Origin of the sequence: Novosphingobium lindaniclasticum LE124 (assembly GCF_000445125.1) — a bacterium.
Lineage (GTDB): Bacteria > Pseudomonadota > Alphaproteobacteria > Sphingomonadales > Sphingomonadaceae > Novosphingobium > Novosphingobium lindaniclasticum.
The window spans coordinates 32,424-45,445 of record NZ_ATHL01000076.1; the positions used below are offsets into that span (position 1 = coordinate 32,424).

A 13,022-nucleotide genomic window follows, 5' to 3' on the forward strand; every position below is an offset into this window, starting at 1 on the left:
GGAGAGCGATTAAGGAACGATCCTAGAGCACGATCAGGGCGATGGCGATGAGCACGACCCACAGCATGGCCGCAAGGCCGGCGATCGTGAAAAGGTCGAGCTTGCGGTGCTCTTGCGGAAACGGTGTCAATCTCGTCATGGCTGGCTGCTCCTTTCGTTGCCGCCCGGCCCGATCCCTTATCTGATCAACTGCAGAGTTTCGGTATTGTTCCGAGACCCTTCACCCTCCGGTGTTCCTCAACCCTCCTGCGCCTTGGACGAGCCGAGGCGCAGAAAGGGCATGCGGCTAGAAGCGATAGTTCGCCATCAGCCCGAGATAGTTGCCGTTGCGGCCACCATTGGCCTGGAACGAGTCGCTGGCGGCGAAGTAGGTTTCCCAGAGGCGGAAGGCCAGACGATCGGTCGCCTGCCATGAGGCTTCGAGGTTGAAGTCCGTGCCGATCGAGCGGCTGGAGCGATAAGGCGCGAAGCTCGATCCCGAGGGGCCGATGTAGACGCCGTCGCCCTTGCGTGCGCGCCACAGGAAGTCCGGCCCGGCCATGATGGTGATCGACGCAATGGGCTTGACCGTGATCGAGGGGTAGATGTCCATGAGGTTGGAGAAGCTGAAGAAGGCCGCCTCGCTGATCAGCGGCAGCCGGGCGGCAGCGGGGACGAACGTGCCCTGCTTGCCGTCCGCCGGGTTCCTGTCGCCGCTGAAGTAGTTCGTGCGCAGGCCCAGGCGGGGCTGCATCGGCGCATCGCCGAACGTATAGCCGCCTTCGAACATGGCGCCGAAGGCGCGGATGTCCTTGTTTATGAAGGAACCGCTCTGATAAGTGCCTTCGATGTCGATATCCCAGCGTGGGCCGCGCTTCCACAAGCGGCCGCCCCAGTTGTTGCGCTCGTCCCGGCCCACGCCTGCGGTCAGCGTGGCGCGGTCGCGCTTGAATTCGTACCAGTAGAGGTCCGTTCCGAACCCGGCGATGCGGTTGGGCGCGCTGAGATAGACGCCGTGGAAGACCTGCGCATCGTTGGGGCCGTCGTCGAAGGTGCCTGGATCGATCTGCACCGGCCTCACCGCGAAGAGATCCACCGAAAGCTTGCCCGGAAGGATATAGGTCGCGCGCAGGCCTTGGTAGGTGAAGCGCATGTTGAGTCCTTCGCGCACACCGGCCAGCTTGCCGTTGCCCAGCGGCATCTCGAAACGGCCGGGACGGAAGGTGATCTTCCCGGCCTTGCCGAGAGGCAGGGCGACGTCGACGAACGCCTGGTAGACGTCCAGCTTGTCGCGATTGGGCGGCGTGGCGAACTGCTCGCCGAATTCGCGGTTGTCGCCGAGTTCGAGATAGGCCCGCAGGTTTTCACCGACGTGAAGATCGGCCAGCAGGCGCAGGCGCGACTGGAGCGGATCGTTGTCGTCGTTGGCGCGCAGGCCCAGCGAGGAACGATGCCACCGGGTGTAGTAGGCGCGGGCTTCTCCGCCGAGCGTGAGGTACACGTCGTCGCCCGCGATCGGGATGTGCTTGATCTTGACCAGCAGGGGATCGTCTGCAGCGGCCGGATTGGACCAGTCCTCGGTCCAGCGGATGTTCTGCGGCAGCCCGGCAGGACCGGGACGGCCGCCGGGAATGGCTTCGGCGGGGCGGGGCTGCGACCTGGCGGGGCGGACGCCCGGAGGCGCCTGGGTGGCGAGCGTACCGGTCTCGTCGGTCTTGACCGATTCCGGCGGAACCGATTGGGCGAAGGCGGGCTGGAAGGCGAAAGCGGCAGTGCCGCAGGCAAGCAGTGTCAAGGCGCGGGGGGAGCGCATGGAAAGTCCTCTCTGGAGCGTCTTGCTATTTTAGGCGGGGACGGCGCGTGGCATGCCGCCGTCCCCGCATCTTTTTATCCCCCGCTCAGGCGACTTCGTTCTCGCGGTAGCGGACCAGCGAAAGGAGAACGCCGCCGATCAGTGTGCCGCAGGCCATCGCGATCGCGACCGGCGCAAGGCTCCAGCCGGCCGAGAACAGCAGACCGGCAAGGATCGGTCCCAGCGCGGCGCCCGCGCGGCCGACGCCGATGACCAGGCCGGTTCCGCCGGCCCGCAAGGCCGCAGGATAGCTCTGCGCCAGCACGGCATAGAGACCGGCGATCGCGCCATTGGCGAAGAGGCAGGCCGCGGCGGCGATCAGCGAGAGCCCGCCCAGAGTGGTCGCGCCCTGGCCGAACACCGAAACGGAGATGGCGGCCAGGAACATCGAGGCGATCACCACCGGCCGGATGCCGATCTTCTGGCTGAGCAGGCTGACGGCGATCGAGCCGATCGCTCCCCCGACATTGCCCCAGACCAGCACGCCGCCGGCCAGCGCCGCCGGAAAGCCCAGATCGACGACGATCTTGGGAATCCACTTCACCAGGAAGTAGAAGGTCATCATGTGAAAGAAGTAAGTGCCGGTCAGCATGATCGTGACGCTGGCCATGCCCGGTGCGAAAAGCGCGCCGACGCCCATCTTGCGCTGCACCGGATCGGCGGGCGGCAGGGCGGCCAGCGGCTGTCGGCCCTGGCGCACCAGCGTATGGTTGATCTTCTCCAGCGCGCCGGCCGGACGCTTCAGCAGCAGGAAGGCCATGGTTTCCGGCACGAGCCAGAGCACCAGCGGAATGAAGGCGACGGTAACCACGGCGCCGAACTCGAACACGGATTCCCAGCGGCCGGTCGCTGCCAGCAGCCACGAGGCGGCCGAACCGCCGACGATCGCGCCCATTGGATAGCCGCCCGCCATGATGGCGACCGTAAGGTTGCGGCGGCGGGCGTTCGAACACTCGGCGACGACGGCATTGGTCGCAGCCAGCATGCCGCCGATGCCCAGGCCGGTGAACAGGCGATAGGCGGAGAGAATGGTGACATTCGACGCGGTGGAGGCCATTGCCATGCCGATGCCCATGATCACCAGACAGGCGAGCAACATCGGCCGGCGTCCCACTTTATCGGCCAGGCTGCCGAGGACGAAGGCGCCGATGCCCATGCCGAACAGCTCCATCGACAGCACCAGGCCCAGCGCGGCACGGTCGATGCCCCAGTCCCTGGCGATGCCGGGCGCGGCGAAGCTGATCGAGAGCACGTCGAACCCGTCGAGAGCGTTGAGCGCGGTTGCGATGGCGACGGCGATTACCTGCCGGTAATGCATCGGCTCGCGCGCAATGATGGCGCGGGGATCTTCCATGCACTTCTCCTCTGATCCGGCCCTTGGTCTTCGTGTGATGGGCTGCGGATATTTATCTGGCGATATCCCCCTCGGCGGTGGCGTCTCTCCGGCAGCTCCAGAATGGAGGCTCTACCGGACGGCGCGCTGCCGAAAGGCTGCCGGCTCCTCGCGGATGTCGCGGCGGCGCTCAAGCCGGCCTGCCGCGCATCGATGGACAAATAGCCAAATTCGATAACCGCCCACAGTCCGTATCCCGCGTGTACCGCCGGCGTGGCGCAGGGGAAGAGGCTGAACGCAAAGGCCCATCGCGCCGGCGGCACCGGCTTGCTGCGTTCATCTGGCCTTGGCGAGCACGATCTGCTAAAGGCGGCCCTCGCGCGCGGCATGCGCATTTCCGTGAGACGAGGAAGGGCGACGATGATCCATCCGTACAACCCCTTCGCGGGCCAGCCCTAGCGTAGCGACTCGCATGGAGCCCGGCCAGGGACCTGTTTCGCTGGCCGATCCCGAACTCGTCGGAGTCGGCCCGAACCGACCGAGACGCGAAACAGCGCGAAGCTGCATGGAATCACCTCATGACCGATCAAGACGAAGACCTGTTCCCGCGCGCCGCGGTTCTGCGCAAAGTGTTGACTTTCACCTTCCGCCACTGGGCACGCGCGCCTTTGCTGGCAGCGGCCTGCGGCGGGGCCATGATGGTGGCGACCGTCACCGAAGTTTTCGTGCCGGTCCAGGCGGGGCGGATGATCGATGCCGTCGGGAGCGGCGCCGCGGCCGATGCCTGGCGCGCTTTCGCTGCCATAACCGTGCTCGGGCTGGGACTGGTCATATTTCGGTTTCTCGGCTGGTGGGCGATCACGCCGCTGACACTCGACATGATGCGCGACGTCACGCAGGAGGCCTTCGCCCGGGTGCAGCGCCTTTCCACCGACTGGCACGCCAACGCGTTCTCCGGATCTACGGTGCGGCGCATCACGCGCGGCATGTGGGCGCTCGATACCTTGAACGATGTGCTCCTGCTCTCGCTGCTGCCTTCGCTCACGGTCCTGGCGGCCACGGTGATCCTGCTGGCCCTGCACTGGCCGATCCTGGGTCTGGTCATGGGCCTGGGCGCGCTCGCCTATATCGCGCTGACGGTCGGACTGGCGATGCGGGTACTGGCGCCGATCGCTCGGCTTTCCAACCAGTGGGACACGCGGATCGGCGGCATTCTGGCTGACGCCGTCGGCACCAATGCCGTCGTCAAAGCCTTCGGCGGCGAATTGCGTGAGGAGGAACTGCTCGGCCGCACCGTGGCCAAGTGGCGGCGGCGAACATGGCGCACCTGGATGGCCTTTACGTGGGCAGGCAGCGCGCAGACCAGCCTGCTATGGATCGTGCGCGCCGTCGTGACCGCCGCTGCGCTATGGCTCTGGATGCAGGGACAGGCCAGCGCCGGAGATGTCGCCTATGTGATCACCAGCTATCTCGTGCTCAACGGATATCTCCGCGACATCGGTCAGCATGTCCACATGCTGCAGCGTTCGGTGAACGAGATGGAGGAACTGGTACAGCTGCACGACGAGCCGCTCGGCGTCGCCGATCGCACCGGTGCCGAGGCAATCCGCATATCCGACGGAGCGGTGCGCTTCGAGGACGTCACCTTCCACTACGCCGGACAGGACAAGCCGCTGTTCGAGCACCTGAACGTGAGTATTCCCGGCGGACAGCGCGTCGGGCTGGTCGGCCCTTCGGGATCCGGCAAGACCAGTTTCGTCAAGCTGATCCAGCGCCTCTACGACGTGGAAGACGGGCGCGTGACCATCGACGGCCACGACGTGACCCAGGCCACGCAAGTCTCGCTGCGGCGGCAGGTCGCCATCGTTCCCCAGGAGCCGGTGCTGTTTCACCGAACCCTGGCCGAGAACATCGGCTATGGCCGGCCCGGCGCCAGCATCGAGGACATCGAACAGGCGGCGCGGCTTGCCAATGCGCACCACTTCGTCATGCGGCTGCCCAAGGGCTACCGTACCCTGGTGGGCGAGCGCGGCGTGAAGCTGTCGGGCGGCGAGCGGCAGCGTATCGCCATCGCGCGAGCCTTTCTGGCAGACGCGCCGATCCTCATCCTCGACGAGGCGACATCGAGCCTGGACTCGGAATCCGAGGCGGCCATTCAGGACGCGATGGAGCGGCTCATGGTGGGACGAACCGCCATCGTCATCGCGCACCGCCTGTCCACCGTGCGCGCGCTCGACCGTATCCTGGTGTTCCAGCGCGGCCAGATCGTGGAGGATGGCACGCACGAGGATCTGCTGAAGTCGGAGCATGGCCAGTACCGGCGGCTGTTCGAACGGCAGGCAGGCACGACGCTGGCGGAGATACATTGACATTCGGTGCCGTAAGCGCGGCGACCGTCGCAAAACTGCAAAGGATTGCCGCTAGAGCGCCGGCGTGGCGCCCGGTCTTGCGCCTTTTCCTTGATGTGACGCGGTGTGCTTTCGACCCAGCAACAATCGGCAGGATCCTCAGCCAGCCATCGGCATATTGCCGGTGAAGCGCGGCTGCTGGGTTATGCCAGCGGAAACTTCGGCAAGAACCTCGTTTTCGCAGGGGCCGATCTTACCGTTCTCTATCTCCTGACGGATCTCTTCGGATTGCCCGGGGCGGTGGCCGGGCTGCTCATGCTGGTGGCGTTGGCGGGGGACCTGGTTTTCGACCTCCTGGCCGCCCTGCTGGTCATCCGCCTGCGCCGGGCGGGCAGGGGCTATCGCTGGCTGATCATGGCGGGCGCGGTGCCGGGCGGGGCCGGCTTCGCGCTGCTTTACGCGCTGCCGGCACTGGGGGCGGAGCGCCTCTGGATGGTGGCGGGCGCGCTTCTGCTGTTTCGCGGAGCCTATGCGGTGATCGACGTGCCGCACAACGCCTTGATGGCGCGCGTCACCGTGGACAGCCGCGCACGGGGCCGGGTTTCGGGTTACCGCCTGTTCTTCAGCACGATGTCCTCGCTGACGGTCGCCTCGCTGCTCACGCCTGTCGTCCAGCAGGCCGTCGCGGCGCGCGCGGTGGAAATGCTGGCACTGACCGGTTGCGCAGCCGGGCTGCTCTTCGCGATGACCATGGCCTTTTCGGCACTGGCATCCGGCAGGGAGGATCGAAACAACACGGACGGCAAGGCGGAACGGGACGGCGAAAGCGACGGCATCGCCGTGCCAGTGCGCGATGGGCTCGTCCTTGGCATGGGCCTGCTGGCTCTGATCACCGGCTTTGCGGTCCCCACTTTCGAGCGCATGTTGCTCTACATGGGCACTTACGTCTTCCACCGGCCGGAGACGGTAAGTTCGCTGCTGGTCGCCGTGACCTTCGGGCAGTTCCTGGGCGTGCTGCTGTGGACCACGCTGACCAACCGCCACGACAAGAGCAGTCTGCTGGCGGCGGGGCACATGCTCTGCGTCGGAAGCCTGACGCTGTTCCTCCTGTGCATGGCCTGGCCGCCCGCCCTGCTGGCTTGCGCGGTCCTGAGCGGCATGGGCTTCACCTGCGTCTTCATGTTGCCCTGGGGCCTGCTGGCCGACGCCGTGGATTTCGTCGCCTGGAAGCACGAGCGCCGTTTCGAGACGGGACTGTTCGCCTTCTATCTCGTGGCCGTGAAAGCAAGCGGCGCGGCTGCCACGGGATTGATCGGATGGTCGCTGGGGCAACTGGGCTATGTGCCCGGCGCGGCGCAATCGGCGGTGGTTCGGGGCGGGATCCTCGCGCTCGGAATCGGCGTGCCGATTGCCGGAAGCCTTGCCGCCATCGCCCTGCTGCGGCGGTTTCGCATCGGCCATGCGCGCCACGCCCGCGTCCTCTCCGCGCTGGCCGAAGGGCGCAAGCGCATCCGGCATGCGGGCTTGGCGACTGCTGCTCCCGTCAGTGCCCGGCCAGCGCCGGAGCGGAGCCCGTCTCGGGATCGTAAGCCGGATTGGCAGGATCGAGCGGCGAGGGCGAGAGGGGCACGGGCCTGATCGCGCTTTCCGCCCAGGCGCGGCAGATCATGTCGCGCAGCATCGCCGCGCCCTTGCTCGCCTGCAGGATGACGAGCTCCCGCACGTCCTTGTCCTTGAAGTTCGCGAAGCGGTCGCGCTTTTCGAGGATGTAGACATATTCCATCCGGCTCGCCGCATCGTCGAGGAAGGCCAGGACGGCATCGAACATGTCTCCCTGCCGATGACCTGGTGCGCCGATGCGCGGGCCGATGTCCTTCGCGGTAAGTGCCATTCCGTCCACGAACTCGCTTTCGAAGCGGCCGTGGATGGTACGGTCGCGGGTGTAACCTTTTGGATTGTCTCCCCGCCAACCATCGCTGTTCACCGAATCGTGGAGCGGCTGCGCACCGTCACCGATGTAGTGTCCCAGGCGGATCACCTGGAAGGCGCAGTGCTGCTCGGCGAAGGCCGTGTCCTTGCCTTCGGCGCGCAAGGTGCGGATCTGGCGCATGCAGGCGATCAGGCGTTCGTAAGCCTCCATGGCGGCGTAGGGCAGGGTGCCGGTCCAACGCACATTGGTACGCGCGGCCGTCGCCGGATCGCTTTCCCTGATCGCTTCATAGTGCTTGTTGAGTGCAAGAATGAAGGCATAGCGGGAGCGTGGGATCGGCTTCAAAAATGCAAACTGCTCCTTGAACCAGCCATGGTTGGGGTCTTCCTCGATCTTCGAGAAAGGCTCGCTGTCGCCGCGCCAGCCGTCCGGGAGCGATGCCGAGCCGGCGATGTAGTCGACATGTCGGCGCAGGAATACCGGACCGTCGTCAGGGATCGCCTCGATCGCGGCACGATCGATCACGGCGTGGGCAGTGCCGCCCCAGGCGACCGCGGGGGCGGGGAGAATGGCGGCGGCAAGGGCTGCCAGAACGAAGGGGCGCATGTCAGGCTCCTGGAAAAGATATCAGGGGTCGAGCGGATCGCGCGGGTCGACCCGGGCGGACTGCACGGACGGGCGGAATTCCAGCTCCGTGGGCGATACCCGGCGGCCGATCTTGCCGGGTTCGTAGCCGAGTTCCGCGAGGTTGCGCTGGACGAAGGCGGGGCTTTCGATCGCCGCGCTCTGGCCGGGATTGCAGACGATCACCGTGTCCTTGTCGAGCGGCGCACCCATCGCCGTCAGCAGGCGTGTGGCATTGCGCAAGTTGGTCGTCGTGTGGCGGGCATAGGGCTCAATGACGACGGCTTCCGCCGGGACGCCATAGCGCTCGATCAGGGCCTTGCGCATCTCTTCAGCCTCCACGAAACGCGTGGCCCGGGGATGGGCGCGGCCGCCGGTGACGATGATGAAGGGTATGTCACCTGCCGCGAAGCGGTTGGCGGCGAGGCGCAGGTGATATTTGCCGAAGGGGCTGAGCGCCATGTCCTCGACTTCCGGCCCCACGCCGGTCACGATCATTGCGCTGTAGCGATAGCGCTTCCAGTCCAGGCCTTTGGCGCGCTTCATGGCTGCAGCGTTGAGCCCGCCTGCGAGCGGTTCGAAGCCGGCGGCGTCGGTGCGATCGCTGACGTCGAGCAGGGCCAGCGCGAACTCGATGCTGGGATCAAGCCCCTGGGCCGAAGCGGCACGCGGCGTCCGAGCGAGCCAGGCGGCAGCCTGAAGGCGGGCGCGCGTCTCCTGCGGGTCAATCGTGCCCGCGCCGTCGATCTGCGGATAGGAGGGAACCTGACCGAGGCCGAAAGTCCGCACGATGGCGTTGACGCCGTCGAGTTCGCGCTTCGTCTGGGCGGCAGGGCCGTCATCGGCCCGGGCAGCGCCGGCCGAGGCGTCGGCGGCACGCGCCAGGGCGGCGCTCTCTGCGGAAGTCCATACCATGGCCTGGGCGAGGCAGCCGAGATCCGAGCCGCAGGCATCGCGGCGATCCTGCCGGGCGCGTAGCAGGGTCGCCACTTCGGGTTTCGCCTTCAAGTGGTCCAGTGCGGCGGCATTCTTCCCGAGCGTATCGAACAGCGGGAACAGGCGACTGGAAAGCGCTTCGGTTTCGAGGTCGCGAACCGCCCCGGCCGAAGCCGGGGCGGAAGCGAGCGAGAGCAGGGCGGCCGCGCCTAAAACGGCCGCCGCACGGTACGCCGTCTTGCGCATTACCAGGACTTGCTCACGACCAGGCGGAAGTTGCGCCCGAAGATCGGACGGCCATAGATCGCCTCCGAGCTGCCTTGCCCTGCCAGCGAGTCCGTGCGGGTATTGCCCTCCGTCAGACCATGGGCATTGAACAGGTTGTCGCCCACGACCTGCATCTGCCACGTTCCGTGCGTGACGGTGAAGCCCGCTCCGATCGTGCCATAGGCGGGCAGCGCCGTATTGTTGTAGAGGTCGACGAAGCGCTTGCCCATGTAGGTGTAGCGTCCATAGAGGGAGATGTCCGTGTCGCCGGTCGAGAAGTCGAAGCTGGGGCGGATGTTGCCGTAGACCTTCGGCTGGCGAACGATCTGGTTGCCTTCCGCCTGCTCCGGGTCGGCGCCGGTGCTGCTCTGGAAGTTCTTGTACTGGGGGTCGCTGACGGTCAGGGCGCCGTTCAGGGTGAACCACGGCGTGACCGACCAGGCGCCGTCGAACTCGATGCCCTTGACCTGCGCCTCGCCGATGAAGGGCACGTTGACGTCGTTGCGACCGGTGGTGGGATCGAATGCAAGGAACGAGGCATTGAGCGGGTCGAAGTTGGTGTAGAAGCCCGTCACGTAGAGATAGGAACGGCCGGAGGCGAACTTGAGGCCGGCTTCGAACTGGTCCGCCACGGTGGTGATGATGGTGGGATTGATGCTCATGACGGTCTGGACGCTGGGCGGCGTTTCGAGGTGCGAGGCGCGGCCGTAGATCCCGACGTGGCTGTTGAAGTCGTAGTTTGCGCCCACGGTCCAGTTGGTGACGTTGGGCTTGAGCTTCTGGTTCAGGATCACGCCGGTGAAGGCGCGGGTCGCGTCGTCGGCAAGCGTGGTCGCATCGCCCAGGTTGGCCTGCGCGGTAAGCGCGGCCCAGCCCTTGTAGCTATAGCGTTCATGGCGGATGCCACCGTCGATGCGCAGGCCGGGAACGATCTCCCAGGTGTCGTTGGCGTAGATAGCGAACATCTTGGCGTCGGAATCGCCCTGGTTCAGGGTCGCGGCGTAGTTGAGCACGCCGTTGTCGGTGACGCGTCCCACCACCGCACCGGCGGCATTGTAGCCTACCAGGTCGAGCGTGCGCGGTTCGCCCGCCACTTCGATCAGGTAGTTCTGGTAGAGCGTGCGGCTGTCTTCGCCGTAGAGGCTGCCATAGAGGCCCACCTTGATGTCGTGGGTACCGATGCCGGTGTCGAACTGCTTCGCCACCGCGAGATTGGCCTGGCCCGAGTAGAACTTGGAATGAATGTCGCGGTACTGGCCCTGCATCACCAGGCCCGAAGCCGAGTAGGGGTCGTATACCGTGTTGGTGCCGGCCAGAACGTATCCGAAGCGGGTGGCGCCGAACGGCGCGCCGCCGGCACGGTTCAGATATGTATTGGCGAAGACGTTGCCGTCCACCGGGTTGGTGGTCGAGTAGAACGCCGTGAAGTCGTTCTTGCCCTGGGTGTAACCGGCAGCGGCCGTGACCAGCCAGCCGTCGAAATCGCCTTCGTACTGGGCGCCGAAATTCACCATCCGCATGTGGCGGCCGTCGGAAAGGTCGCTGCTGCGGCTCTGAATCGCGCCGGTGCCGTCCCGATACTTCAGGTTGACGTGGCGGAAGGCTGGCGAGTTCATCGTGCCGGTGAAATAGTCGATGTACCGGTTCAGCGACTTGCTGGGATCGCGCGGGTCGTTGGTCGGAATCGGCAGGTAGAAGACGTTGTGATCGTTGACGTAGTTGACGTTCAGCTTGATGAAGCCGTTGTCCAGCTCATGCTTGATGTTGGCGCGGATCTGGCCGCCCTTGTCGTTCGGGAAGCCGTTGTCGCGGTAGCCGTCATGGTAGCGCATGAAGCCGCCCACCGCGTAATAGGTCTTCTCGCCTAGCGCGCCGGCCTGGAAGGCGTCCAGGCGGTAGAGGCCGGTATCGCCGAGCGTCACTTGCGCCTTGCCGCGGGCAACTTCGCTGCCGGTAACGGTGATCGCGTTGATGATGGCGCCCGAATAGCTGGCATAGACCGGCGCCGGACCGCCGCGCACCACTTCGACGCGCTCGGTCATGAGGTCGGGCTTCAGGATTGCATCGCCGCGGAAGAACACGCCGTCGTTCTCATGGAACAGCGGCAGGCCGTCCTGCTGGAAGCTCACGAAGCCGCCGTCGTTGGGCAGGCCGCGGATGCGGTAGATGTTCTGCACTTCGCCGCCGGTGATCTCGGTCTGGAAGCCGGGGAGCTGACCGATAAGGTCCGCGAAGTTCACCGGCGCGATCTTCTGCATGTCTTCCTGCGACACGGTGTTGATCGCGTAGGAAACGTCGAAGCGGCGCTGCGCACGCGTGGAGCCGGTGACGATGATGTCGTCGGAGGACGCATCCCGTTCGGCCGCGTCGGCGGGAGCGGCATCGGTTTGGGCCACGGCAGGCGCGGCGTAGACGGAACAGATGGCGGCAAGCGCCGAACCGGAAGCGAGAATGCTCTTGAGCATCGGGGACCCTCATTTCGTTGCTAGTCACCGGAGAGGCGACGCGGGTGCCCTTGACGACGGGTCATGACGCTTTTAATTATTATTCATAAAATAATTAATTATGACAATTCGAAGTCGGCCGCCTTCGGATATCGGAGCCCTTCCATGCACTTGCCCGTTTTCGACAAGGACCAGCGCCGGATCGTGCAGGAACTGCGCAAATCCGGGCCACTGTCGCGCACCGCGCTGGCGAACCGGTTGGAGATCAGCCCCGCAGCGCTGACGAAGCTGTCCCGCACCCTGCTGTCGATGGGTGTGGTCGAAGAACTGGACGATCCTGCCCATGCCGCGCGCGGACGTCCCGCGGTCCCACTGCAACTGGCATCGACCGGAGGCTATGCGATCGGGGCCACTGCGCATAAAGGCGTACTCGAACTGGCCCTTGTGGATTTTGCAGGGGCCACGATCGGCATGCACCATGAGACCATCGCGCCGATCGATCCCAGGCAGTTCGCCCGCAAGCTGCGCGACCTGACGCACGAACTGATCGGCCGCTACAACCTGATCGGACGGCGCATGCTCGGCATGGGCATAGCGGTGCCCGGACCGGCATTGTCGATCGAAGGAGAGCGCTGGAGCGTCGTCGATGCCCTGCCGGGATGGCGGGGCGCACCGCTGCGCGAGATCATGGCCGGGGAGCTGGCATGGCCGCTCTGGCTGGAAAACGATGCCAATGCCGCAGCGCTGGCAGAGTTCTATCTCGGCGGGCTGATGAGGGACTTTTCCACCGTGGTCGTCGTGTTGCTCGGCTACGGGATCGGCGCCGGGGTGATCGTCGACGGGCGGCTGGTTCGCGGACAGTACGGCGTTGCGGGTGAGGTGGGCTGCCTGTTCCCGATGGATCGTCCCCGGCCCAGTCCTCTCGACTTGCTCGCCTGCCTGCGCGCGGAGGGCTGCGCGATCACCTCGGTGGCGCAGATCGATGCTTCAGCCCTGGACCAGCGCGCCACCATCGAAGCCTGGATGGACCGGGCAGCGGGTCAACTCGAGGCGGTTTGCAACAATGCCTTCGCCTGGCTCGATCCCGGCGCGATCGTGCTGGCCGGTCCCTTGCCTGCGGAGATCCTGCGCGGCCTGGAAGAGAGGTTGTCGCAGGCATTGCTGGCCAGCACGGTGGAAGGGCGCCGTCCGCCGGTTCGAGTGTCCGGCCTTGGCGGTTCGCCGATCACTCTCGGGGCGGCGCTTCTGCCGATCCACGCGCTGGGAGCGCGCGAATAGAGCCGCAGCGTGCGGAACAAAGGCGGCGCAG

General features: G+C 65.9%; 8 protein-coding genes. 3 read left to right on the forward strand and 5 right to left on the reverse strand.

Annotation, left to right across the window (positions count from 1 at the left end):
• Positions 1–286 precede the first annotated feature (286 nt).
• Positions 287–1,792 (reverse strand): alginate export family protein, encoded by a 1,506-nt coding sequence (locus tag L284_RS35435; RefSeq protein ID WP_021234058.1) that lies wholly within the window; start codon positions 1,790–1,792, stop codon positions 287–289.
• Positions 1,793–1,877: 85 nt separating this feature from the next.
• Positions 1,878–3,185, reverse strand: a complete 1,308-nt coding sequence (locus L284_RS35440; RefSeq protein ID WP_021234059.1) for an MFS transporter — start codon at positions 3,183–3,185, stop codon at positions 1,878–1,880.
• Positions 3,186–3,742: 557 nt separating this feature from the next.
• Between L284_RS35440 and L284_RS35445 the strand changes: the two genes are divergently transcribed.
• Entirely contained in the window at positions 3,743–5,533 is a 1,791-nt protein-coding gene (locus L284_RS35445) for an ABC transporter ATP-binding protein (protein ID WP_021234061.1), read from the forward strand.
• A gap of 105 nt (positions 5,534–5,638) precedes the next feature.
• Positions 5,639–7,150, forward strand: coding sequence for an MFS transporter (locus L284_RS35450; protein WP_235054361.1), 1,512 nt, complete (start codon positions 5,639–5,641; stop codon positions 7,148–7,150).
• Here L284_RS35450 and L284_RS48770 read toward each other — a convergent pair.
• From L284_RS48770 to L284_RS35460, 3 genes are read right to left on the reverse strand one after another with little or no spacing between them, the layout of a single operon-like run.
• Complete coding sequence (locus L284_RS48770) at positions 7,056–8,048, reverse strand: phospholipase C/P1 nuclease family protein (protein ID WP_021234063.1); 993 nt, start codon at positions 8,046–8,048, stop codon at positions 7,056–7,058. The genes L284_RS35450 and L284_RS48770 overlap by 95 nt on opposite strands.
• Before the next feature lie 21 nt (positions 8,049–8,069).
• Positions 8,070–9,248: a YdcF family protein gene (locus L284_RS35455; RefSeq protein ID WP_021234064.1), complete on the reverse strand. Its 1,179-nt coding sequence runs from the start codon at positions 9,246–9,248 to the stop codon at positions 8,070–8,072.
• Positions 9,248–11,734, reverse strand: a complete 2,487-nt coding sequence (locus L284_RS35460; protein WP_021234065.1) for a TonB-dependent receptor — start codon at positions 11,732–11,734, stop codon at positions 9,248–9,250. Before L284_RS35460 ends, L284_RS35455 begins: the two co-directional genes overlap by 1 nt.
• Before the next feature lie 144 nt (positions 11,735–11,878).
• Between L284_RS35460 and L284_RS35465 the strand changes: the two genes are divergently transcribed.
• A complete protein-coding gene (locus tag L284_RS35465) occupies positions 11,879–12,991 on the forward strand; it encodes an ROK family transcriptional regulator (protein ID WP_021234066.1) in 1,113 nt (370 codons plus the stop codon).
• The last annotated feature ends 31 nt before the right edge of the window (positions 12,992–13,022 follow it).